The 23,095-nt window shown below is 72.3% G+C and carries 24 protein-coding genes and 1 tRNA gene; 6 read left to right on the top strand and 19 right to left on the bottom strand.

What is annotated here, in order from left to right:
• Nucleotides 1–39 precede the first annotated feature (39 nt).
• Entirely contained in the window at nt 40–603 is a 564-nt protein-coding gene (gene def, locus JSQ78_RS01595; protein WP_211448877.1) for a peptide deformylase, read from the top strand.
• A 76-nt stretch (nt 604–679) separates the two neighbouring features.
• A complete protein-coding gene (locus JSQ78_RS01590) occupies nt 680–847 on the top strand; it encodes a hypothetical protein (RefSeq protein ID WP_156905998.1) in 168 nt (55 codons plus the stop codon).
• A gap of 54 nt (nt 848–901) precedes the next feature.
• On the opposite strand, the gene JSQ78_RS01585 is transcribed toward JSQ78_RS01590, so the two are convergent.
• Nucleotides 902–974, bottom strand: a tRNA-Asn gene (locus JSQ78_RS01585).
• 96 nt (nt 975–1,070) lie between these two features.
• Between JSQ78_RS01585 and JSQ78_RS01580 the strand changes: the two genes are divergently transcribed.
• Both JSQ78_RS01580 and JSQ78_RS01575 read left to right on the top strand, forming a co-directional pair.
• Complete coding sequence (locus JSQ78_RS01580; protein ID WP_211448875.1) at nt 1,071–2,243, top strand: RtcB family protein; 1,173 nt, start codon at nt 1,071–1,073, stop codon at nt 2,241–2,243.
• Nucleotides 2,244–2,539: 296 nt separating this feature from the next.
• Nucleotides 2,540–3,232: a hypothetical protein gene (locus tag JSQ78_RS01575; RefSeq protein WP_211448873.1), complete on the top strand. Its 693-nt coding sequence runs from the start codon at nt 2,540–2,542 to the stop codon at nt 3,230–3,232.
• Nucleotides 3,233–3,242: 10 nt separating this feature from the next.
• Here JSQ78_RS01575 and dnaG read toward each other — a convergent pair whose 3' ends face one another.
• Genes dnaG through JSQ78_RS01555 form a run of 4 tightly spaced genes read right to left on the bottom strand, consistent with a single transcriptional unit; the run spans nt 3,243 to nt 8,874 of the window.
• The gene (dnaG, locus tag JSQ78_RS01570) at nt 3,243–5,108 is read right to left on the bottom strand and encodes a DNA primase (RefSeq protein ID WP_211448871.1); all 1,866 of its coding nucleotides are present in this window, start codon (nt 5,106–5,108) and stop codon (nt 3,243–3,245) included.
• Nucleotides 5,109–5,115: 7 nt separating this feature from the next.
• Nucleotides 5,116–6,357, bottom strand: coding sequence for a deoxyguanosinetriphosphate triphosphohydrolase (locus JSQ78_RS01565; RefSeq protein WP_211448869.1), 1,242 nt, complete (start codon nt 6,355–6,357; stop codon nt 5,116–5,118).
• On the bottom strand, nt 6,347–7,498 hold the full coding sequence (gene dusB / locus JSQ78_RS01560; RefSeq protein WP_211448867.1) for a tRNA dihydrouridine synthase DusB: 1,152 nt from the start codon (nt 7,496–7,498) through the stop codon (nt 6,347–6,349). The genes JSQ78_RS01565 and dusB overlap by 11 nt, the downstream gene beginning before the upstream one ends.
• Nucleotides 7,495–8,874, bottom strand: a complete 1,380-nt coding sequence (locus JSQ78_RS01555; protein WP_211448865.1) for a glycine--tRNA ligase — start codon at nt 8,872–8,874, stop codon at nt 7,495–7,497. Before JSQ78_RS01555 ends, dusB begins: the two co-directional genes overlap by 4 nt.
• Before the next feature lie 189 nt (nt 8,875–9,063).
• On the opposite strand from JSQ78_RS01555, the gene JSQ78_RS01550 reads away from it, so the two are divergent.
• On the top strand, nt 9,064–9,696 hold the full coding sequence (locus JSQ78_RS01550) for a hypothetical protein (RefSeq protein WP_211448864.1): 633 nt from the start codon (nt 9,064–9,066) through the stop codon (nt 9,694–9,696).
• Here JSQ78_RS01550 and vapC read toward each other — a convergent pair.
• Nucleotides 9,686–10,078 (bottom strand): type II toxin-antitoxin system VapC family toxin, encoded by a 393-nt coding sequence (vapC, locus tag JSQ78_RS01545; protein WP_211448862.1) that lies wholly within the window; start codon nt 10,076–10,078, stop codon nt 9,686–9,688. The two genes, JSQ78_RS01550 and vapC, sit on opposite strands and share 11 nt — an antisense overlap.
• Nucleotides 10,079–10,080: 2 nt before the next feature.
• On the bottom strand, nt 10,081–10,281 hold the full coding sequence (locus tag JSQ78_RS01540; RefSeq protein ID WP_211448860.1) for a type II toxin-antitoxin system VapB family antitoxin: 201 nt from the start codon (nt 10,279–10,281) through the stop codon (nt 10,081–10,083).
• A 99-nt stretch (nt 10,282–10,380) separates the two neighbouring features.
• Between JSQ78_RS01540 and JSQ78_RS01535 the strand changes: the two genes are divergently transcribed.
• Nucleotides 10,381–10,914 (top strand): hypothetical protein, encoded by a 534-nt coding sequence (locus JSQ78_RS01535; RefSeq protein ID WP_211448858.1) that lies wholly within the window; start codon nt 10,381–10,383, stop codon nt 10,912–10,914.
• Between the two features lie 124 nt (nt 10,915–11,038).
• On the opposite strand, the gene JSQ78_RS01530 is transcribed toward JSQ78_RS01535, so the two are convergent.
• The 12 genes from JSQ78_RS01530 to JSQ78_RS01475 form a co-directional block, all read right to left on the bottom strand.
• On the bottom strand, nt 11,039–11,818 hold the full coding sequence (locus JSQ78_RS01530) for an isoprenyl transferase (RefSeq protein ID WP_211448856.1): 780 nt from the start codon (nt 11,816–11,818) through the stop codon (nt 11,039–11,041).
• Nucleotides 11,815–12,546 (bottom strand): DNA repair protein RecO, encoded by a 732-nt coding sequence (gene recO, locus JSQ78_RS01525; protein ID WP_211448854.1) that lies wholly within the window; start codon nt 12,544–12,546, stop codon nt 11,815–11,817. The genes JSQ78_RS01530 and recO overlap by 4 nt, the downstream gene beginning before the upstream one ends.
• A gap of 3 nt (nt 12,547–12,549) precedes the next feature.
• A complete protein-coding gene (gene leuA, locus JSQ78_RS01520; RefSeq protein WP_211448852.1) occupies nt 12,550–14,313 on the bottom strand; it encodes a 2-isopropylmalate synthase in 1,764 nt (587 codons plus the stop codon).
• Nucleotides 14,314–14,463: 150 nt separating this feature from the next.
• Entirely contained in the window at nt 14,464–15,864 is a 1,401-nt protein-coding gene (locus JSQ78_RS01515; RefSeq protein WP_211448851.1) for an ABC transporter permease, read from the bottom strand.
• Nucleotides 15,861–16,604 carry an ABC transporter ATP-binding protein gene (locus JSQ78_RS01510; protein WP_211448849.1) on the bottom strand — a complete coding sequence of 248 codons (744 nt, stop codon included), beginning with the start codon at nt 16,602–16,604 and terminating at the stop codon, nt 15,861–15,863. Before JSQ78_RS01510 ends, JSQ78_RS01515 begins: the two co-directional genes overlap by 4 nt.
• Before the next feature lie 144 nt (nt 16,605–16,748).
• On the bottom strand, nt 16,749–17,492 hold the full coding sequence (locus JSQ78_RS01505; RefSeq protein ID WP_211448846.1) for an alpha/beta fold hydrolase: 744 nt from the start codon (nt 17,490–17,492) through the stop codon (nt 16,749–16,751).
• Between the two features lie 14 nt (nt 17,493–17,506).
• Complete coding sequence (locus tag JSQ78_RS01500) at nt 17,507–18,154, bottom strand: response regulator (RefSeq protein WP_211448845.1); 648 nt, start codon at nt 18,152–18,154, stop codon at nt 17,507–17,509.
• A complete protein-coding gene (locus JSQ78_RS01495) occupies nt 18,151–19,368 on the bottom strand; it encodes a sensor histidine kinase (protein WP_211448843.1) in 1,218 nt (405 codons plus the stop codon). Before JSQ78_RS01495 ends, JSQ78_RS01500 begins: the two co-directional genes overlap by 4 nt.
• A gap of 97 nt (nt 19,369–19,465) precedes the next feature.
• Complete coding sequence (gene era, locus JSQ78_RS01490; RefSeq protein WP_211448841.1) at nt 19,466–20,356, bottom strand: GTPase Era; 891 nt, start codon at nt 20,354–20,356, stop codon at nt 19,466–19,468.
• Nucleotides 20,353–21,630 (bottom strand): hemolysin family protein, encoded by a 1,278-nt coding sequence (locus JSQ78_RS01485; RefSeq protein ID WP_035254147.1) that lies wholly within the window; start codon nt 21,628–21,630, stop codon nt 20,353–20,355. Before JSQ78_RS01485 ends, era begins: the two co-directional genes overlap by 4 nt.
• Nucleotides 21,630–22,106, bottom strand: coding sequence for an rRNA maturation RNase YbeY (ybeY, locus tag JSQ78_RS01480; protein WP_211448840.1), 477 nt, complete (start codon nt 22,104–22,106; stop codon nt 21,630–21,632). Before ybeY ends, JSQ78_RS01485 begins: the two co-directional genes overlap by 1 nt.
• Nucleotides 22,106–23,077: a PhoH family protein gene (locus tag JSQ78_RS01475; RefSeq protein WP_211450445.1), complete on the bottom strand. Its 972-nt coding sequence runs from the start codon at nt 23,075–23,077 to the stop codon at nt 22,106–22,108. Before JSQ78_RS01475 ends, ybeY begins: the two co-directional genes overlap by 1 nt.
• Nucleotides 23,078–23,095 lie beyond the last annotated feature (18 nt).

The following is a 23,095-nucleotide window of genomic DNA, read 5'->3' as shown; positions in this document are numbered from 1 at the left end:
AGAAAACCTACCGTTCGGCTCGCCGATACCCTGGAGGACATGACCGTTCTGCCCATCCGCATCACGGGCGATCCCGTGCTGCACACCGTCGCCGAGCCCGTCACCGACTTCGACGAGGAGCTGGGGACGCTCGTCGCCGACATGTTCGCCACGATGGAGGCCGCGCCCGGCGTCGGCCTCGCGGCGCCGCAGATCGGCATCGGCACGCGGCTGTTCGTCTACGACTGGACCGACTCCGAGGGCGTGCGCACGCGCGGCGTCGCGGCGAACCCCGAGCTGTGGATCTCGCCGCTCCCCATCGGCGTGCCTGAGGAGCACGAGGAGGAGGGCTGCCTCTCCATCCCCGGCGAGCGCTTCGCCCTCAAGCGCGCCGAGCGCGCGATCCTGCGCGCGCAGGACGAGCACGGCGAGCACTACGAGCTCGAGGCGTCCGGTTGGCTCGCGCGCATCCTGCAGCACGAGTACGACCACCTCGACGGCATCCTCTACGCCGACCGGCTGGATGCGTTCGGCACGAAGGGCGTGCAGAAGGCGATCAAGCGCAACAAGTGGGGCGTCGAGGGCCTGAGCTGGACGCCGGGGGTCGACGACCTCGACGCCTGAGCGGGAACGCGTCTGCCCGGCGATCCTCCAGGAGGGGGCGCTACGTTCCGTGCACCGACACGAAGGAGCGTGCACGATGAACTTCCTCTCCCAGCTGCGCAACGCCGTCTCCGGACGCCGCTCGAGCGGCTCTGCCCGCGGCAGGCGCTCGACCGGCATGGGCGGCGCGGGCGGCGCTCGCGGACGCGGCTCTCTCCTCAGCTCGGCGCTCGGGTGGATCAGCGGCCGCAACCGGCGCCGCTGAGTGCCTCCGGCGCGCACGAAGAAGGCCCTCACCCCGAAGGGTGAGGGCCTGTCGCTCCCCGAGATGGACTCGAACCATCAACCTGCCGGTTAACAGCCGGCTGCTCTGCCAATTGAGCTATCGAGGATCGCTGCGGGAGCGACGACCATCGTAGCATCCCGCGCGGGCCGGGGTCACATCGGCCGACCCCGACCGGCACGCTGGCCGCCAGAAGGAGGGCTCCATGACCGTCACCCAAGTCTCGCCCAAGCTCTACAACTGGGCATCGATCATCGACGACCAGACGCTCGAGCAGGCGAAGCGGACCTCGAAGATGCCGTTCGTCCAGCCGCACCTCGCCCTCATGCCCGACGCGCACCTCGGCAAGGGCGCCACGGTCGGCTCGGTCATCCCGACCCTCGGCGCGATCATGCCGGCGGCCGTCGGCGTCGACATCGGGTGCGGCATGATCGCCGTGCTCACCTCGCACACCGCCGCCGCGCTGCCGAGCGACCGATCCATCGTGCGGACGGCGATCGAGCGCGCGGTCCCGCTCTCGGCGGGCCACTACAACAAGCGCCTCACGCCGAGCGCCGCCGATCGTGTCGCCGAGCTCGAGGCGCTCACGCAGCGCGCCGGCTTCGACCCGGCCGACTACGCCAAGAACTGGCGCATGCAGCTCGGCTCCCTCGGCTCGGGCAACCACTTCATCGAGATCAGCCTCGACGAGCAGGACCGCGTCTGGCTGTTCCTGCACTCCGGCTCGCGCGGGGTCGGCAACAAGATCGCGCAGCGGCACATCGCCGTGGCGCAGGCGTACGCCAAGGCGCACCGGATCGAGCTGCCCGACCGCGACCTCGCCTACCTCGAGGAGGGCACGCGCGAGTTCGACCGCTACATCGCCGAGCTCGAGTGGGCGCAGCACTTCGCGCTCCTCAACCGCGAGGAGATGATGGACCGCGTCGTCGCCGCGTTCGAGTCTTGGACGGGCGCCGGAGCGGGCGAGCTCGAGCGCATCAACTGCCACCACAACTACACGGCGCGCGAGCGCCACTTCGGCGAGGACGTCTGGCTCTCGCGGAAGGGCGCGATCGACGCCGCCGAAGGAGTCCTCGGGCTCATCCCCGGATCGATGGGCACGCGCTCGTACGTCGTCGAGGGGCTCGGCAACCGCACGGCGCTCAACTCTTCGCCGCACGGCGCGGGCCGCGAGTACTCGCGATCGCGGGCGCGACGCACCTTCACGCGCGCGCAGCTCGAGGAAGCGATGCGGGGCATCGAGTGGCGGCGCACGGATGCGTTCCTCGACGAGATCCCGCAGGCCTACAAGGACATCGACACCGTCATGGCCGACGCAGCCGATCTCGTGCGCATCCGTCACACCCTGCGGCAGATCGTCAACGTGAAGGGCGATTGACCGACCTCAGGATTCCATGCGGATTGCGGCAATCGCCGCTCCGCTCCGGGCAGCTCGCGAGAGCATGGCAACCCAGAGGACGGGGGCAGGCCGATGAGCGAGCAAGACGCCGGTTGTCCGGACCTCGAGCCCGGCGAGCTCGAGGCGATCCAGGCCGAGGATTGTCGCAAGGAGCGCGCGGTCGCCGGCGAGGCCGAGGGCTGACCGCTCGCGCGCCCTCGGCGATGCCCGGGAATCACCGGGCCGGCACGCGGTAGCGTTCGACGCACCACCGCTGCCGCTCGTCTGGAGTCCCGATGCCCCGCTCGACCGCCCGCCGCTCGCCCGTCTCGCAGCTCCTGGTCGTCGCGGCCGCCCTGGTGTCGCTCACGGGCTGCGTCATCGCGGAGCCGCCGGTCGAGCTCCAGCCGGACGGGCCGGCGCCAGCCCCGGCACCGACGGTCGACGCGACCCCCGCGCCGAGCGCATCCGCCGACGACCCCGACCCCGGCGCACTCCCCGAGGTCCTGGAGCTCGGCATGATCGCCGCCGAGGGCGCGCTGCCCGGCTGGGAGACGAGCATCATCACCGACAGCGACTTCGAGGTGCAGCCCGACTCCGACTTCCCCATCGGGCCGACGATCAGCGTCGTCGAGACCGCGACCGGGTGCACGTTCTGGGCCTACCAGGGCCAGCAGGACAGCGCCGACCCCGACGAGGTCGCCAACACGCAGGCGACGCTCGCGGCGATCACCGGCACGGCGCCCGGCGATTGGGAGGCCGACGAGTTCGCGCTCGAGCCCTCCGCGTCGCAGGGCGTGAGCGTCGTGCTCCTGTCGATCTTCAGCGAGGCGGACGACGGCTCCGTGCAGGCGATCTACGCGCGCAACTTCCAGTCGAGCCAGACGACGAGCGCGATCCGCGCGGAGTGCGGGCCGGACGCGGGCGGCATCGAGCACATCGACGACGTCATCTCGGAGCACTTCCAGATCAACTTCCTGCTCCCCTGACGCTCCCGCGCTACAGCTCCTCGCGCAGCGAGCGCCGCTCGCGCTCGAGCTCGAGCAGCTGCTCCTGCAGCCGCTTCGAGTCTTCCGGGTCGCTCGCCCCGAGCCGCTGGAGGCTGCCGAGCATCTCGGCCTTCCGTCGCAGGATGTCGCGGTCGACGAGCGATGAGACGATGCCCTGCACGTAGGCGCGCACCCCCTCCTTCGACGACTGCGGGATGGGCGCCATCGCGAGCGTGCGCACGAGCGGCACGAGCTCGGCCGGCACCGCCTGCGCGACGTGCTCCGAGAAGTCGGGCGCCTCGATGCGATCGAGCGACGCGAGGATGCCGTCGCGCACCACCGCGAGCGACGGGTTCGCGACGTACGCCGACGCGCCGCGGGCCGCGAGGTCGCGCCCGACGACCGCCGGCTGCTGCAGGAGCGCCGCGATCGCATCGCGCTCGAGCCGCGACGCGGGGTCGCGCTCGAGCTGCTGCAGCGCGACTTCGGGTGGCGGATGCGCGGGGCCGGCCTCGGCGGGCCGGTCGCCCGGCGTCGGCGTCGGCCGGGGCGTCGCTTGCCGCACCGCTCGCCGCACCTCGTCCGGGCTCACGCCGAGCCAGCCCGCGACCGTGCGCAGGTAGCCGTCGGCGAGCGCGCGGTCGCGGATCGACAGCAGCACGGGCGCCGCGCGGCGCATCGCCGCGACCCTGCCCTCGACCGTCTCGAGGTCGTGCTCGGCGACGATGCGCCGCAGCATGAACTCGAACAGCGGCCGGCGCTGCTGCACGAGCTTGCGCACCGCGTCGTCGCCGCGCTCGAGCCGAAGGTCGCACGGGTCGAGCCCTTGCGGCGGCACCGCGACGAACGTCTGGGCGGCGAAGCGCTGCTCCTCGGCGAACGTGCGCGCCGCGGCCTGCTGGCCGGCCTCGTCGGGGTCGAACGTGAAGATGACGCGGCCGAGCGAGCGGGTGTCGGTCGTCGAGACGTCGCCGAGCACGCGCCGCAGCACCTTGATGTGGTCGACGCCGAAGGCGGTGCCACACGTCGCGACCGCGGTCGTGACGCCCGCGAGATGGCACGCCATGACATCCGTGTAGCCCTCGACGACGACCGCCTCGTGGCCGCGGGCGATGTCGCGCTTGGCGAGGTCGAGGCCGTAGAGCACCTGGCTCTTGCGGAAGATGGGCGTCTCGGGCGAGTTGAGGTACTTTGGGCCCTTGTCGTCGTCGGAGAGCCGACGGGCGCCGAAGCCGACGGTCGCGCCCGTGACGTCGCGGATGGGCCACACGAGCCGGCCGCGGAAGCGGTCGTAGCTGCCGCGCTGGCCCTCGCTCAGCAGGCCCGCGCCGAGCAGCTCGGCCTCGGTGTAACCCTTGCCGCGCAAGTGGTGCTTCAGCGCGTCGAACGACTGCGGCGCGAAGCCGACCCCGAAGCGCTCGGCGGCCGCGAGGTCGAAGCCGCGCTCGCCGAGGAAGCGCTGCCCGAGCGCCGCGGCGGGCGTAAGCAGCTGCTCGCGGAAGAACGCCTCAGCGTCGCGGCTCGCGGCGAGCAGACGCACGCGGCCGCTCGTCTCCTCCTGCGGCTTGCCGTCCTCGTAGTGGAGCGTGTAGCCGAGCTGCGCCGCGAAGCGCTCGACCGTCTCCTGGAACGACGTGTGGTCCATCGCCATGACGAACTGGAAGGCGTCGCCGTCCTCGCCGCAGCCGAAGCAGTGGTAGCGGCCGACGGCGGGCCGCACGTGGAACGACGGCGTGCGCTCGTCGTGGAAGGGGCAGAGCCCCTTCATGCTCCCGACGCCCGCCGACTTCAGCGTGACGTGCTCGCCGACGACGTCGACGATCGAGATGCGCGATCGCAGCTCGTCGATGTCGCTGCGCCGGATCCTGCCCGCCATGACCGCTTCAGTCCCCCACGTAGCGCTCGTGCCAGGCGAACGCGCCGCGATCGGTGAGGCTCGCGACCTGGTCGACGACCACGCGAGCGCGAGCCGCGTCGTCGGGCGCCGCCGCCCAGTCGTCGGCGTAGGCGCGATCGAGCGCCGACGGCCCGAGCCGCACGAGCGCGTCGCACAGCTCCTGCAGGATGCGCCGCTGGCTCGCGTAGATCGGCTGGCGCCGCTCGGCGAGGATGAAGCTCGCCGCCGTGCCCTTGAGCACCGCGATCTCTGCGCGCACCTCGCGCGGCACCTCGATCGTGCCGCCGAAGCGAGCGAGCGGCCCCTCGTGCGTCTCGCGCGTGAGCCGGATGGCCGCGTTCGCGAACCGCCCGATGAGCTTCGACGTGAGGTTCTTCAGCCGCGCGTGGTCGGCGCGCGAGCCGTCGAACGAGCGCAGCCACGTCTCGAGATCGTCGAGCCGGTCGAAGGCGTCGAGCAGCTCGTCGCGCGTGTACTCCGGCCCCACCCACGTGAGCATCATCGAGACGAGCTCGTCGTGCCCGACGCGGCTCTGCAGCTTCGCGACGTCGACGTAGCCGCCGACCACCGCATCCTCGAAGTCGTGCACCGAGTAGGCGATGTCGTCGGCGAGGTCCATCGCTTGCGCCTCGATGCTCGGGCGTCCCTCGGGGGCGCCCTCGCGCATCCACTCGAACGCCTCGCAGTCGTCGTGGTAGTAGCCGAACTTGATGCGGCCGGATGCGTCGTGGACGTCGGATGCGGCGGGCCACGGATACTTGCAGGCCGCGTCGACGCTCGCGCGCGTGAGGTTGAGCCCGTACGGCCGATCGCGGATCACCTTCGGCTCGAGGCGCGTGATGACGCGGAGCGTCTGCGCGTTGCCCTCGAAGCCGCCGATGCCGAGCGCCCACTCGTTGAGGCCCTTCTCGCCGTTGTGGCCGAAGGGCGGGTGACCGATGTCGTGCGCGAGGCACGCGGTGTCGACGACGTCGGGGTCGAGGCCGAGCTCACCCGCGATCTCGCGCCCGATCTGCGCGACCTCGAGCGAGTGGGTCAAGCGCGTGCGCGAGTCGTCGAAGCCCATCGTGGGCGAGAGCACCTGCGTCTTCTGGCCGAGGCGGCGGAACGCGCTCGAGTGCGTCAGCCGCGCGCGGTCGCGCGAGAAGTCGGTGCGCGACGAGGAGTGCGTCTCGGGCAGCCGGCGCTCGACGTCGTGGGCGCCGTAGCCGCGCGCGTCAGCCGCCACGGGTGTCGCTCTCGTCCTCGATGAGCGCCTCGCGCTGGGCGGGCGTCAGCTCGGGGCTGTCGAGCCAGCCGTCGGGCAGCGCGGGCGTGCGGGGGCTGCCGGCGCGGCCGCGCTGGCCCTCGATGCCCTCGGCGACGTAGGGGATGTCGCGGTCGAGCCGGCCGAGCAGCTCGTCGATGTGCGCGAGCGACTCGACCGCCGCGAGCTCGCGGCGCGCGTCGCCGCCCACCGGGTAGCCCTTGAAGTACCACGCGACGTGCTTGCGGATGTCGCGGCACGCGCGGTCCTCCTCGCCGAAGAACTCCACGAGCAGCTCGGCGTGGCGACGGAACGCATCCGCCACCTGGCCGAGGCCCGGGCGGAACCGCGTGTCGGAGCCCGCGAACGCTGCGGCGAGGTCGCCGAAGAGCCACGGGCGGCCGAGGCAGCCGCGGCCGACCACGACGCCGTCGACGCCCGTCTCGTCGACCATGCGCAGCGCATCCTCGGCCTGCCAGATGTCGCCGTTGCCGAGCACAGGGATCGAGGTGACGGCCTGCTTGAGCTTCGCGATCGCCGTCCAGTCGGCCTTGCCGGAGTAGTGCTGCGCGGCCGTGCGGCCGTGGAGCGCGACGGCGGCGACGCCGGCGTCCTCGGCGATGCGGCCCGCGTCGAGGTAGGTGACGTGGCTCTCGTCGATGCCGATGCGCATCTTCACGGTGACGGGGATGTCGCCCCCGCGCCGGGCCGCGCGGCGCACGATGGCGCCGAACAGGTCGCGCTTCCACGGCAGCGCGCTGCCGCCGCCGCGGCGCGTCACCTTCGGCACGGGGCAGCCGAAGTTGAGGTCGATGTGGTCGGCGCGGTCCTCGTCGACGAGGATGCCGACGGCCGTCTCGACGGTCTTCGGGTCGACGCCGTAGAGCTGCACCGAGCGCAGCGACTCGGAGGGGTGGTGGCTGATGAGCCGCATCGTCTCGGGGGTGCGCTCGACGAGCGCGCGCGAGGTGATCATCTCGCTCACGTACAGCCCCGCGCCGTACTCGCGGCACAGCCGCCGGAACGCGGTGTTCGTGATGCCGGCCATGGGCGCGAGCACGACCGGCGAGTCGAGGCCGATGGGCCCGATCGACAGCGCCGGCGTGCTCACGGTGGTCGTCACGCTCCGACGAGCCCCTGCGCGAGGTGCGCCTCGAGGTCGTCGATCGCGATGCGCTGCTGCTGCATCGAGTCGCGCTCGCGCACCGTGACGGCGCCGTCCTCGAGCGAGTCGAAGTCGACCGTGACGCAGAAGGGCGTGCCCACCTCGTCCTGGCGGCGGTAGCGGCGGCCGATCGCGCCGGCGTCGTCGAAGTCGATCGCCCAGTGCTTGCGCAGGCGCGCGGCGATGTCGCGCGCGAGCGGCGACAGCTGCTCGTTGCGAGACAGCGGCAGCACCGCGACCTTGACGGGCGCGAGGCGCGGGTCGAGGCGCAGCACCGTGCGGGTGTCGGTGCCGCCCTTCGCGTTCGGCACCTCCTCCTCGACGTACGCGTCGACGAGGAACGCCATGAGGCTGCGCGTGAGGCCGAACGACGGCTCGATGACGTAGGGCGTGTAGCGCTCCCCCGACGCCTGGTCGAAGTAGACGAGGTCCTTGCCCGAGGCCTCCGAGTGCGAGGAGAGGTCGAAGTCGGTGCGGTTCGCGATGCCCATGAGCTCGCCCCACTCGGAGCCCTGGAAGCCGAAGCGGTACTCGACGTCGATCGTGCCGGCCGAGTAGTGGGCGCGCTCCTCCTCCGGCACGTCGAAGCGGCGCATGTTCGCCGGGTCGACGCCGAGGTCGACGAACCAGTCCCAGCACGCCTCGACCCAGCGGTCGAACCACGCGGCGGCGTCGTCGGGGTGCGTGAAGAACTCGATCTCCATCTGCTCGAACTCGCGCGTGCGGAAGATGAAGTTGCCGGGCGTGATCTCGTTGCGGAACGCCTTGCCGACCTGGCCGATGCCGAACGGCGGCTTCTTCCGCGAGACGGTGAGCACGTTCGAGAAGTTCACGAAGATGCCCTGCGCCGTCTCGGGGCGCAGGTAGTGCTGGCCGGCCTCGTTGTCGACGGGGCCGAGGAACGTCTTCATGAGGCCCGAGAAGAGCTGCGGCTCGGTCCACTTGCCGGTCGTGCCGCAATCGGGGCACGTGATGTCGGCCATCGACTCGGGCCCCCGGCCCTTCTTCGCCTCGAACGCCTCCTCGAGGTGGTCCTGGCGGTGCCGCTTGTGGCACTGCAGGCACTCGACGAGCGGGTCGGTGAAGGTCGCGACGTGACCGGATGCGTTCCAGACGGCCGAGGGCAGGATGATCGACGAGTCGAGGCCGACCATGTCGTCGCGGCCCTGCACGAACGTCTTCCACCACTGGCGCTTGATGTTCTCCTTGAGCGCGACGCCGAGGGGCCCGTAGTCCCACGCGGAGCGGGAGCCTCCGTAGATCTCGCCCGCCTGGAACACGAAGCCACGGCGCTTCGCGAGGCTGATGACGGCGTCGAGACGGTTCTGGACCACGGATGCTCCTCGAGGATGCGGCTGCGCGCGCCTGCTGGATCGCGGCGCGACACGTGAACCTCGATTCTACCGAGCGCGGCGGGCGCTGCCGCCCGCGCTCGAGGTGGGCTGTGCAGGGTGTCGCCATGCGTCGCTGAGATAGTGTCTTCTCTCGGGGCGCGGGCGCCCCGTCGTGTGCGAGGAGGTCGGATGCAGAGCGAGGAAGGCCGCGAGCTCTACGGCGCCTGGGCGGAGCGCTGGCCGTCCGACGCGGCAGAGCTGCTCGACGGCTACTCCGGCTCCTGGTGGATCGGCGGCAGCTGGGCGATCGGCGCCGCGACCGGCGTCGAGCGGCCGCGCACTGACATCGACATCGTCATCCCCCGCAGCGAGCTGAGCCTGCTGCGCGGCTGGCTCGGCGGCCGCTGGCAGCTGTGGTCGGCCTTCCAGGGCGCGCTCAAGCCGCTGCGCCCGCACGACTCCGACGTGCTGCCGATCGGCACCACGAGCATCTGGTTGCGCCGCAGCGCCTACGGCCAGTGGGAGTACGAGATCCTGCTCGACCCGAGCGACACCGAGTCGTGGCGCTTCCGACGCGACACCGCCGTCACGATGCCGCTCGAGGACGCGCTCTTCGAGAAGGACGGCATCCGCTACGCGAAGCCGCAGATCGTGCTCGCCTACGCCGCGGCCGAGCGGGCCGACGTCTCGTGGCTCGAGGATGCGCTGCCCACGCTCGACGACGGCGCCCGCGCGTGGCTGCTCGAGCGCCTCGCCGACGACCACCCGTGGCGCGAGCGGCTCAGCGCGTCGACGGACGTCGCGCCGTCGCCTATCCCCTGACCGCGTCGAGGTCGGTCACGCGAGCGATCGCGTCGAAGTCCGCACCGGCGTACAGCAGCGGCTCACCTGCCCGCATCGCCATCGCGGCGATGAGGCAATCCACGAGCTTGCGGATCGTCACTCCTTGTCGACGCCCCGTCCGGTAGATGCGAGCCGCGTCGTCCCAGTCGCTCGGGACGGTGCGTACGAGCTCGCATCGGGCGAGGAGCCCGCGCAGCTCGGCGACGTGCTGCTCGGAGCGGGCGCCGGCGAGCACCTCCATCTGCACGGGCTCGCAGACGACCAGCCGGCGTTCGTCGCGGAGGGCGTCCCGGAGCGCGACGTGCGCGCGCGATCCCGTCGCGCGCAGGAACTCGATCCACGCAGACGTGTCGACGAGCACGGTCAGGCCCTCGATGCGCGGAGCTCGTCCAGATCCGCGTCCCACCCGGAGCCCTCCAAGGCGAGAGCGCCCGCGACGTCGAGCGGCTCTGACGCCAGAGCGCGGAGCGCGTAGTTCACGGCCTCGCGCTTCGTCGTGAACGAGAAGCGGCGCATGACCGCTTCGACGGCCGACTCGTCGAGGTCGATGTTGGTGCGCGCCATACACCCACGATACACCAGACGAGCTCGCTCGCCGGGACGGGGCATCGACCACCGCGCCGATCTCGGTACGCGGCCCTCCGCCGCCACTCGATCAAGGGGGTGGGGCTCGTCGAGGGAAACCGCACCCGGGGCGCCTCATCGCGGCAGCGCTACTGCTCCGCCATGAGCTCGGCGCGGCCACCCATCCGACGCATTCGCATCCGGTCGTCCGCGCGCCGATACCTGGACTGGACAGTCGATGGCGAAGCGATCGGCGACTGGTTCGCGAACGAGAGGAACCCGAGGTACGGGGTGACGTGGCTCGTGCAGGGCGACAACGACCCGGACATGATCGAGAGGAGCTTGCTGGCACTGCTGGGTGAGCGCGATCGCAGACTGGACGCTGCAGTGCGCTTCGCCGATGGACGCGTCGCGATCCTCTTCTGCCCGCTCTGCGGCGAGCTTGCCTGTGGCGCGATCAGCGCAGAACTGCACTTCACGCATGACGCCGTCGAGTGGCGGGCGTTGAACCATCAGGATGGCCTGACTGGCGAGGTTTGGACTGATCCACCTCTGCGCAGCGTCTCCTTCGACCGACAGCAGTACGAGGTGGCGATCGGCGAGCTGCTGCGCGACTGGGTCAACAGGACCTGAACGCGGACGGCGGTTCGCGCGCCTCGTCGAGCGGCCCCGCCCTTTCCCGCTCGTCGAGCGGGCCCCGAGCCGTATCGAGACGCGGCCGGCGGATCTCGATCCGCGGCCTTCGGTCACTGCTCGATCAACGGGGTCGCGACGGGGCGTCGACAGCCGCGCCGAAGCGACGGTCGCGGCCCGTGTACTGGTCGAGCGCGTGCCAGAGGTCCTCGCGCGTGAAGTCGGGCCACAACCGGTCGAGGAAGACCATCTCGGCGTATGCGCCCTGCAGCGTCAGGAAGTTCGAGATGCGCTGCTCGCCCGACGAGCGGATGTAGAGGTCGACGTCCGGGACGTCGGGATTGTACATGCGTCGGCGCACGAGCTTGTCGTCGATGCCCGAGGGCTTGAGGCGCCCGGCCGCCACGTCCTCGGCGATCGAGCGCACCGCATCCGCGATCTCGTGCGTGCCGCCGTAGTTGACGCACATCTGGAGCGTCATCGCCCGGTTGCCGGCGGTGCGGCGCTCCGCCTCCTCGAGCTCGCGGATGACGCTCGCCCAGAGCCGCGGCCGACGGCCGGCCCAGCGCACCCGCACGCCCCACGCATCCAGCTGGTCGCGCTGGCGCCGCAGCACGTCCTTGTTGAAGCCCATCAGGAAGCGCACCTCGTCGGGGCTGCGCTTCCAGTTCTCGGTCGAGAAGGCGTAGACCGACAGGTGCTGGATGCCGACCTGCAGCGCGCCGGCGACGACGTCGAGCAGCCGCTCCTCCCCCGCCGCGTGCCCCTGCGTGCGCGTGAGTCCGCGCTGGTTGGCCCAGCGGCCGTTGCCGTCCATGATGATCGCGACGTGCGAGGGCAGGCTGCCGGCGGGGTACGGCGGCGGCTGCTGGCCCGTCCAGTCGATCGGCCTGACCTCGCTCACCGCGCTCCCCGGTCGACGTGCTCGAGCGAGCGCAAGCCGCGCTCGAGGTGCCACTGCACGTAGGCAGCGACCGCGCCAGAGGCGCGCGTGCGCACGCCCGCGGGCGACGCCTCCGCGATCTGCCACTCGCCCGTCAGCAGCGCCCCGAGCAGCTCGAGCGTCGCGGGGTCGATGCGGAGCGCGCCCGGCGGGGCCGCCTCGTCGGAGACCATGCCGCCGAGCTGCGGCACGAACGCGCGGTGCGGGCCGGGCTCGCCGGTCACGGCGCAATCGCCGAACGACGGCGCCCAGCCCGCGATCGAGAGTGCCCGCAGCAGGTAGGAGTCGAGCGTGAGCGACGGGTCGTGCTCGGCGCGCGCGAGCGAGCGGAGCGCCCCGACGAGCAGCAGGTACTGCTGGCGCGAGCCGTCCTCATCGGTCAGCCGGTCGGCGGTCTCGACCATCGCGGTCGCCGCGGTGTAGGCGCGGTAGTCGGCCACGATGACCGGCGCGTAGGCGCCGAGCGTCACCGCTTGCGTGATGATGTCGAGGCTGCGGCCGACCGCGAGCTGCAGGTCGGCGACCATGAACGGCTCGAGCCTGGCCCCGAACCGCGACGACGTGCGCCGCACGCCCCGCGCGACGGCGCGCACCTTGCCGTGCTCGCGCGTCAGGAGCGTGACGATGCGGTCGGCCTCCCCCAGCTGGTGGGTGCGGAGGACGACGCCTTCGTCGCGGTACGTGGGCACGGCTCAGCCGACCGGCTGCACCCTGCGGTCGTGGATGCGCAGCCCCCGGTTGACGCCGGAGACGATCGCCTTGAGCGCCGCCGAGGTCGAGCTCGGGTCGAGGCCGACGCCCCACACCGCGTTGCCGGCGACCGCGAGCTCGATGTAGCACGCGGCGGTCGCGTCGGAGCCGGCGCTCATGGTGTGCTCGACGTAGTCGGTGAGGCTGACGTCGACGCCCTCGCCGCGCAGCAGCTGCAGCATCGCGTCGATCGGGCCGTTGCCGCTCGCGGCGACGTCGCGCACGCTCTCGCCGTCGCGGAGCCGCGCGTGCAGCTGCGCCGAGCCCTCGTGCGACGAGGTGGTCTCGAAGGTCACGAGCTCGAAGCGGCCCCACTGCTCGGCGCCCGTCACCGGGTCGCTCGGCAGGTACTCGTCGCCGAAGATCGTCCAGATCTCGTCGCTCGAGACCTCGCCGCCCTCGCTGTCGGTGCGCGCCTGCACGACATTCGAGAACTCGATCTGCAGCCGGCGCGGCAGGTCGAGGCCGTGATCGGTCTTCAGCAGGTAGGCGACGCCGCCCTTGCCCGACTGGGAGTTGACGCGGATGACGGCCTCGTACGTGCGGCCGACGTCCTTCGGGTCGATCGGCAGGTACGGCACCGCCCACGGCATGTCGTCGACGTGCTTGCCTGCGGCGGCGGCGTCGTCGGCCATCCGCTCGAAGCCCTTCTTGATCGCATCCTGGTGCGAGCCCGAGAAGGCGGTGTAGACGAGGTCGCCCGCCCACGGGCTGCGCTCGTGCACGCGCAGCTGGTTGCAGTGCTCGGCGACGCGACGGATGCCGTCGAGGTCGGAGAAGTCGATCTCGGGGTCGATGCCCTGCGTCAGCAGGTTGAGGCCGAGCGCGACGAGGTCGACGTTGCCGGTGCGCTCGCCGTTGCCGAACAGGCAGCCCTCGATGCGGTCGGCGCCGGCCAGGTAGCCGAGCTCGGCGGCCGCGACGCCCGTGCCGCGGTCGTTGTGCGGGTGCAGCGAGAGGATGACCGATTCGCGGCGCGCGAGGTGCCGGTGCATCCACTCGATCGAGTCGGCGTAGACGTTGGGCGTCGCCATCTCGACGGTCGCGGGCAGGTTGATGATGACGGGCCGCTCGGGGCGCGCGTCGAGCGTCTCGATGATCGCGTTGCAGACCTCGAGCGCGTAGTCGAGCTCGGTGCCCGTGTAGGACTCGGGGCTGTACTCGTAGAAGACCTGCGTGTCGCCGAGCATCCCCTCGAGCTCGAGGCACAGCTTCGCACCGTCGATCGCGATCTGCTTGACGCCCTCGCGGTCGGAGCGGAAGACGACGTCGCGCTGCAGCACGCTCGTCGAGTTGTAGATGTGAACGATCGCCTGCTTCGCGCCCTCGATCGCCTCGAAGGTGCGGCGGATGAGGTGGTCGCGGCACTGCGTGAGCACCTGGATCGTGACGTCCTCGGGGATGAGCCCCCCGTCGATGAGGTTCCGCACGAAGTCGAAGTCGAGCTGGCTCGCCGACGGGAACCCGACCTCGATCTCCTTGTAGCCCATCCGCACGAGCAGCTGGAACATCTGCAGCTTGCGGTCGGGCGTCATCGGGTCGATGAGGGCCTGGTTGCCGTCGCGCAGGTCGACGGCGCACCAGCGGGGCGCGCGCTCGATGCGCTTCGAGGGCCACGTGCGGTCGGGCAGCTCGACCCGGATCTGCTCGTGGTACGGGGTGTAGCGGTGCGCCGGCATCCCGGACGGCTGCTGCATGTTCTTCATCGATCGCTCCTGTCGCTTGCTCCTGTAGTCCGGGCAGGACAGCCTCCGCGACGAGGGAGCCCGGGGTTCAGGCCTCGCCGCGGCGACGAAGGAGCAGCACGCTCTGCATGCGATCAGACTACACCCGGCGCCCGTGCGGCGCCGGGTGCGTCACTCCGCGGCGACCGCGGCGAGCGGTGCGATGCGCGCCGCGCGCTGCCCCGCCGGGAGGCTCGTCGCGACCGCGACGGCGAGGCCGACGGCCGCGAGCGCGAGCGGCAGCTGCCACGGCAGCGACGGCGCGGTCGAGACGACGCCCTGCACCGACGAGAGCATCGCGTGCGCGCCGATCCAGCCGTAGAGCGTGCCGACCGCGAAGCCGGTCGAGACCGCGACGATCGTGATCGCCCCCGCCTCGGCGAGCAGCATCGAGCGCGTCTGGCCGCGGCGGAGGCCGAGCGTGCGCAGCAGCCCGATCTCGCGCGTGCGGCGGCGCACCGAGAGCAGCATCGAGGCGACGAAGCCGAGCACGCCGAGCAGCGCCGAGAACCCGACGATGCCGGCGACGACGCTCGTGACGCCGACGATCAGCTCGCGCAGCTGCTGCTGGAAGAAGGGGTCGCGCTCGATCGTGTGGGCCGCGGTCGTGAGCGACGAGCCGGCAGCGATCATCATCGTGACGACCGCCGTCCCGGCGAAGAGTGAGAGCACGAGGGCCGACGTGCGTCCCGGATGCGTCGCGAGCGTGCCGGCCGCGGCTCGCGCGGGCACGCTTCGTCCGAGCGCCCGCGAGGCGAGCGTCACGAGCGGCGGGGCGATCGCGGGCGCGAGCGCCACGATGCCGGCGGTCGCCACGACGCCGCCGGCGAAGCCGACGAGCACGGCGAGCGGCGAGACGGGGCCGAGCAGCACCGCCGCCGCGAGCAGCACGGCACCCGAGACGAGCGTCACGACGCCGCCGGTGCGACGGCGCGCCACCGTGGTCTCGACGTCGACCGCGGAGCTCCGGAGCGCCTCCAGCGGGGAGACGGCGAGCACCGAGCGGGTCGCGAACAGCGCCGCGAGCACCGCGGCGACCGCGACGATGGCGGCAGGCACCGCGGCCCACGGCTCGACGACGGGCAGGCCGCGCAGGTCGAGCCCCTCGGGCAGCGCCGCGAAGGCTTCGCTCGCGAGGACGGCGCCGCCGACGCCGAGCGCCCAGCCCGCGGCGGCGCCGCCGATGCCGACGATCGCGAAGCCGCCGAGCAGGCGGCGCCGCTCGGCGCGGGAGGACGCTCCGAGGAGCCGCCGCAGCGCGATCTCCGCGCGCCGGTCCTCCACCGCGCCGGTCAGCGCCTGCCGAGTGACGATCGCGCCGACGACGATCGAGACGCCGATGAGGAGCGACTGCGCGAGCGCGAGCAGCAGTCGGCCGGTCTCGCTGCCTGCGATGAGCGCCTCGCCGTACAGCTCGAGCGCGGCGTGCTCCATGACGGTCGACAGCGCGGTGCCGAAGCCCGCGGCGAGCGCCGAGACGGCGAACGCGAGCCACAGCCCCGAGCGCGAGGCGCGGCGGTCGGTGCCGCTCATCGGGCGGCCTCGAGCATGCGCTGGGCGACAGTCGCGGCGTCGGTCGCGGGCAGCTCCTCCTCGATGCGCCCGTCGCGCAGGAGCACGATGCGCTCGGCGCGAGCGGCGACCGCGGGGTCGTGGGTGACGACGACGATCGCCTGCCCGGCCGCGGCGCTCGCGACGAGGATGTCCTGCACCTCGCGGGAGGTCGCGGAGTCGAGCGCCCCGGTCGGCTCGTCGGCGAGCACGATCGCGGGTCGCTGCGCGAGGGCGCGGGCGATCGCGAAGCGCTGCTGCTGGCCGCCCGAGAGCTCGTGCGGGCGACGCTCGGCGAGCGCCGCGACGTCGAGGTCGTCGAGCAGCGCGGCGATGCGCTCGTGGTCGGGCGCGCGCCCCGCGAGGCGCGCGGGCAGCTCGACGTTCTCGAGCGCGGTGAGGCTCGGCACGAGGTTGAACGACTGGAAGACCACGCCCACCTCGTCGCGGCGCAGCGCCGTGAGCGCGTCGTCGTCGAGGCCGACGACCGATCGGCCGCCGATGACGACGTCGCCGGCGCTCGGCGCGTCGAGCCCGGCCGCGAGGTGCAGGAGGGTCGACTTGCCCGAGCCGGACGGGCCCATGACGGCAGTGATCGAGCCGGGCTCGATCGCGAGGTCGACGCCGTCGAGCGCGGTGACGACGGCGGCGCCGGTGCCGTAGCGCTTCGTGACGCCGCGCAGCAGGAGGGCGTGCGAGGACGGGAGTGCGTTGCTGTGCATGCTCCCAGTCAAGGGCCGGCGCTCACGCGCGTCGTCAGCCGGGCGCCGGAACCGAGGTCATCCGCCGGGATGATCGCGCAGAATGATCCGCGCAGGATGAGCCGCGCAGGATGATCCGCGCAGAAGGAGCCGCGCATCCGGCCGTCACGCGTCGAGCCGCGCGAGCCGCTCGTCGAGCATCGCCGCCGTGCGCTCCGGGTGCTCGAGCGGCAGCCCGTGGCCGGCGCCGGAGACGACGCGCAGCTCGCTGCGCGGGTGCGCTTCGTGCAGGAGCCTCGCCGAGTCCCGCATGACGCGCCGCTCGCTGCCGCCGACGACGACGAGCGCACTGCCGCTCGCGCCCCAGCCGTCCGGCACGGTGAAGCGCAGGTTCTCCCCCACGCTCGCGAGGAGCGTCGCCCGCGTGGTCGCGGCGCTGCCCGCGACGTACTCGGGCAGCAGCTCGTCGGGCACGAGGAGCTCGCGGGCCTGCAGCCTTGCGAACCACGGCACGCGCGCGAGCGGCGCGCTGAGCCCGAGCAGCGCGAGCGTCGGGCCGGCGAGCGGCAGCGGCCTCGCTTGCGCGCTCACGACGACCGCGTCGGCGACGAGCTCGGGGCGGCGGGCGGCGAGCAGCACCGCGAGCTGCGCGCCGAGCGAGAAGCCCGCGATGACCGCGCCCCCGGGCGCGCGCTCCTCGAGCAGCGCCTCGAGCCGGGCGACGGTGTCGGCGTGCGAGCGGTAGGGCTCGGAGGCGCTGCGCCCGTGCCCGGGCAGGTCGGGCACGAGCGCGCACACGGGGGTCCGCAGCGCGGCAAGCGTCAGTCGCCACATCCAGCCGGCGACCCCACCGCCGTGCAGCAGCAGGAGCGGCGGCGCATCCGCCTGTCCCAGCTCGTCGACGTGCATGCGACGCGGCGCGGTCAGCGCGACTCGCCCGTGAGCCCGTGCTCGTAGGCGAAGACGACGAGCTGCACGCGGTCGCGCAGGCCCAGCTTGCCGAGGATGCGCGAGATGTGGGTCTTCACGGTCGCCTCGGAGACGAACTCGCTGCGGGCGATCTCGGTGTTCGACAGGCCCTTCGCGGCCAGCGCGAAGATCTGCCGCTCGCGCTCGGTGAGCTCGGCGAACGCCGCCGGCGCCGAATGCCGCTGGCGGCCGAACGCCTTGAACAGCTCGCGCGTCGCGCTCGCCGCGACGACCTCGTTGCCGGCGTGCACCGTGCGGATCGCGGCGAGCACGAGCTCGGGCTCGGCATCCTTGAGCACGAAGCCGGATGCGCCGGCCCGGATGGCGCGCGCGGCCGCCTCGTCGAGGTCGAAGGTCGTGAGCACGACGACCCGCACATCGGGTTGCGCCCGCACGATGCGGTCGGTCGCCGAGATGCCGTCGAGCACGGGCATCCGCACGTCCATGAGCACGACGTCGGGCTGCTGCGCCTCGGCGAGCCGCACGGCCTGCGCGCCGTCGGCGGCCTCGCCGACGCACTGCAGGTCGGGCTGCGACTCGATGAGCATGCGGATGCCGCTGCGGAAGAGCGCCTGGTCGTCGACGATGAGGACGCGGATCATGCGAGCCCCGCCGGGAACGCTGCGCGCACGCGGAACCAGTCGTGCTCGACGCCCGTCCAGACGTCGCCGCCCGCGAGCCTCGCGCGCTCGTGCATGCCGCTCACCCCGTGACCGATGGGGCCGGGCGCGGCGGCGAGTCGGTTGTGCACGTCGATCACGATGCCAGGGCCGAGCGTCATGAGCCGCACGTGCACCGGCTGGTCGCGATCGCCGTGCCGCAGCGCGTTCGTGAGCGCCTCCTGCAGGATCCGGTAGGCGGCGATGTCGGCCGTGCGCGGCAGCGGCGGCCGGCCGCCCACTCGCTCGAGCCGCACGTCGAGGCCGCTGCCGCGCATCCGCTCGACGAGTGCGTCGACGTCGTCGAGCGACGCGACGGGGTCGGGCGCCTCGCTGTGGCGCAGCTGCGCGAGCAGCAGCCGCACATCGCCGAGCGCTTGCTTCGCGGTGCCGGCGATCGTCTCGAGCGTCGCGTCCTTCACCGCGGGGTCTCGCGTGTAGCGCGCGCCGTTCGCCTGCGCGATGACGACCGCGAGCGAGTGGGCGACGACGTCGTGCATGTCGCGAGCGAGGGCGGCGCGCTCCTCCTGCTCGGTCGCGCGCCGGCTCGAGACCTGCGCGACCTGGACCGCGGCCTCCGAGCGGGCGACCGAGGAGACGCCCCAGCCGATCAGGATCGTCATCGAGAACAGCAGCATCGGCGGCACCCACACGACCACCGCGAGCCGCAGCACCTCGTCGAAGGGCACGAGCACGCCCGGCGAGTAGCCGGCGAGGCCGCCCGTGGTCGTGATCCAGTAGGCCGCGAGCACCGAGGCGACGAGCGAGAGCCCCGCCGCCACGAGCCTGCCGGGCCAGCGGCAGAAGCGACCGGCGGAGTAGAGCGGCACGAGCACCGCGAACCAGACCGGGAAGAGCGGTGCGGCGAGCGCGACGTGCACGGCCGCGAGCGCGACGAGCCCGGCGAGCGCGAGCAGCGGCCAGCGGCGGCGCACGAGGATCGCCGCGCCGATCGCGGCGGTCTCGACCACGAGCAGCAGCCAGTGCCAGCCCCAGTTGAAGAAGAGCCCGCCGATGAGCAGCGTAGGCACCGCGAGCATGCCGAGCGTGACGGCCGCGATGAGGCCGTCGGTGCGGAGCGCGTCGCGATCGAGCGGGGCGCGCACCCGCGCCGGGACGGCGGGCTGCGCGTCGGGCGCGAGGGTGTCGGCGGTCACGCCTGCCAGCGTATGGCGGGCAGCGGATGCGTCGGCCTGCGCGGGCGCTGAATCATCCGGCAGGGGGACAAGGCGGGCGCCCGCCCGCACCCGCACGTCAGAACCCGAAGCGGCCCAGCTGCTTCGGGTCGCCCTGCCACTCCTTCGCGACCTTCACGCGCAGGTCGAGGTGCACCTGGGTGCCGACGATGCGCTCGATCTCGCGCCGCGCATCCGCCCCCACCTGCCGCAGCCGCGAGCCGCCCTTGCCGATGATGATGCCCTTCTGGCTGTCGCGCTCGACCCAGAGGTTCGCGTAGACGTCGGTGAGCTCGCGGTCCTCGCGGCGCACGACGTCGTCGAGCGTCACCATGATCGAGTGCGGCAGCTCGTCGCGCACGCCCTCGAGCGCGGCCTCGCGGATGAGCTCGGCGATGCGCACCGAGAGCGGCTCCTCGGTCGTCGTCTCGGCCTCGTAGAGCGGCGGCCCCTCGGGAAGCAGCTCGACGAGCGCGTCGACGAGCACGTCGAGCTGGTGGCCCGCGACCGACGACAGCGGCACGATCGCATCCCACTCGCGCAGCTCGCTCACCGCGAGCAGCTGCTGCGCGACGCGCTCCTTCGAGGCGGCGTCGGTCTTCGTCACGACGGCGACCTTCTTCGCGCGCGGGAAGCCCTCGAGCTGCTGGTCGATGTAGCGATCGCCGGGGCCGAGCGGCTCGTCGGCCGGCACGCACAGGCAGATGACGTCGACGTCGCCGAGCGTCGTCTGCACGACGGCATTGAGCCGCTTGCCGAGCAGCGTGCGCGGCTTGTGCATGCCCGGGGTGTCGACGATGACGAGCTGCGCGTCGTCGCGGTGCACGACGCCGCGGATCGCGTGCCGCGTCGTCTGCGGCTTCGACGACGTGATCGCGATCTTCTCGCCCACGAGCGCGTTCATGAGCGTCGACTTGCCCGCGTTGGGCCTCCCGACGAAGGTGACGAATCCGCTCCGGTGCTCGCTCATGCCTCGGCCTCCGCCGTCGTCTCGGCCTCGACGATGCGCGAGACCTCCATCTCGCCCGCGAGCCGCCCGCGGCCGTCGAGCGAGCGCACCTCGATGCGCAGCCCCGCGACGTGCACGACGTCGCCGACCTCGGCGATGCGGCCGAGCTCCTTCTGCACGAGCCCGCCGACGGTGTCGACCTCCTCGTCGTCGAGCGAGAGGTCGAACAGGTCGCCGAGCTCGTCGATCTGCAGCCGCGCCGAGACGCGCCACGAGCCGTCGCCGACCTCGACGACCTCGCTGCGGCCCCGGTCGTGCTCGTCGTGGATCTCGCCCACGAGCTCCTCGACGAGGTCCTCGAGCGTCACGAGCCCGGCGATGCCGCCGTACTCGTCGACGACCATCGCGACGTGCACGCGATCGGCCTGCATGAGCGCGAGCGTGTCGTCGGCCTTCTTCGACTCCGGCACGAGCAGCGCGGGGCGCGCGAGCTCCTCGGCGGTCTCGGATGCGTCGGGCCGCCACGTGCGGGAGCGCACGACGTCGCGCAAGTACAGGATGCCGAGGATCTCGTCGGTCGACTCCCCCACGACCGGCATGCGCGAGAGGCCGTTGTCGAGGAACTGCCGAAGCGCATCCTGCGCCGTGACATCGCGCTCGACGACGATCATGTCGGGGCGCGGCACCATCACCTCGCGCACGAGCGTCTCGTTGAACTCGAAGATCGAGTGGATGAGCTCGCGGTCCTCGTCCTCGAGCACGTCGCTCTCAGCGGCGGCGTCGACCATCGACAGCAGCTGCGCCTCGGTCGTGAACGCGGTCTCGCGCTGCCGACCGGGCGTCACCTTCTCGCCCACGGTCGCGACGAGCATCGCGATGGGTCCCATGAGCACGCGCCAGAAGCGCAGGAAGCCGGCGGATGCGCGCAGAAGCGCGACGGCGTGCTGGCGGCCGACGGCGCGCGGGCTCGTGCCGACGAGCACGAAGGAGACGACGATCATGACGCCCCCGGCGACGAGCAGCGTGATCCACCACTCGGTGACGAGCGAGTCGACCGCGAGCGCGACGAGCACCGCCGCGATCGTCTCGCACATGATGCGGCCGAACTGGAGCGTCATGACGTGGCCGCGCAGGTCGTCGGCGATCGCGAGCATCTTCCTGCCGCGGCGGGCGGCGACCGCCGCCTCCTGCAGCTCGGCGCGCGAGACGACACCGAGCGCCGCATCGCACGCGGCGAGCCAGGCGCCGAAGACGATCAGCAGCCCTGCGACGACGAAGAGGACGACCTCGAACATCAGCGGACGCGGCCGGGCGTGCCGCTGTCGACCGCCTCGAACGCCGCGAGCAGCGTGTCCTGCAGCTCGAACATCTCGTCGCGCTCCGCCGGCTCGGCGTGGTCGAAGCCGAGCAGGTGCAGGAGTCCGTGCGTCGTGAGGAGCCGCAGCTCGGTCATGAGCGAGTGGTTCGCCTCGAGCGCCTGCTGCTGCGCCACCTCGGGGCACAGCACGATGTCGCCGAGCAGGCCGGCGGGCGCCGGCCGGTCGTGGCTGCCGGGACGCAGCTCGTCCATCGGGAACGAGAGCACGTCGGTCGGGCCGGGCTCGTCCATCCACTGCACGTGCAGCTGCTCCATCGCGCCGACGTCGACGAGCGCGATCGACACGTCGGCGTCGGGGTGCACGAAGAGCTTCTCGAGGTGGTGGGCGACGAGCCGCACGAGCTGCGCCTCGTCGACCGACGCATCCGCCTCGTTCAGGAGGTCGATCGACATCAGTGCCGCCCTCGCCGCGAGTGGTGCGTCGGCTGGCCCTGACGGGCCTGCCGCGCCATCACCTTCTGGTCGTGCGCCGTGTAGGCGTCGACGATTTCGCCGACGAGCGTGTGCCGCACGACGTCGGCGCTCGTGAGCATCGCGAAGCGGATGTCGTCGATCTTGCCGAGCACCTGCTGCGCGACCTGCAGCCCAGAGGTGCCGGCTGGCAGGTCGACCTGCGTCGCGTCGCCGGTGACGACCATCTTCGAGCCGAAGCCGAGGCGCGTGAGGAACATCTTCATCTGCTCGGGCGTGGTGTTCTGCGCCTCGTCGAGCACGATGAACGAGTCGTTGAGCGTGCGGCCGCGCATGTAGGCGAGCGGTGCGACCTCGACGACGCCGGTCGCGAGCAGCTTCGGCACGAGCTCGGGGTCCATCATCTCGTTGAGCGCGTCGTAGAGCGGCCGGAGGTAGGGGTCGATCTTGTCGGTGAGCGTCCCCGGGAGGAAGCCGAGCCGCTCTCCCGCCTCGACCGCGGGACGCGTGAGGATGATGCGGTTGACCTCCTTGCGGTGCAGCGCCTGCACCGCCTTGGCCATTGCGAGGTAGGTCTTGCCCGTGCCGGCGGGGCCGATGCCGAAGACGATCGTGTGCGCATCGATCGACTCGACGTAGGCGCGCTGGCCCTCGGTCTTCGCGCGGATCGACTTGCCCTTGCTCGTGAGGATCACCTCGCCGATCGCGTCGGCGAGGCTCCGCGAGCTGTCCTGCCGGAGGATGCGGCTGCCCTCGGCGACCTCCGTCTGGCTGAGGGCCGTGCCCTGCCGCACGAGGTCGACGAGCTCCTGCACGAGCCGGCCGGCGACCTCGACATCCTGCTCGGGGCCCTCGAGCGTGACGAGGTTGCCGCGCACGGCGACGCGCACGTCGGGGTGCTCGTGCTCGAGGCGCGTGAGGAGCCGGTCCTGCGGCCCCAGCAGTCGCACCATCTCGATGCCGTCGACCTC

The sequence above is a fragment of the Agrococcus sp. Marseille-Q4369 genome, assembly GCF_018308945.1.
Classification (GTDB): Bacteria; Actinomycetota; Actinomycetes; order Actinomycetales; family Microbacteriaceae; genus Agrococcus.
This window is presented reverse-complemented; position numbering and strand designations above follow the sequence as displayed.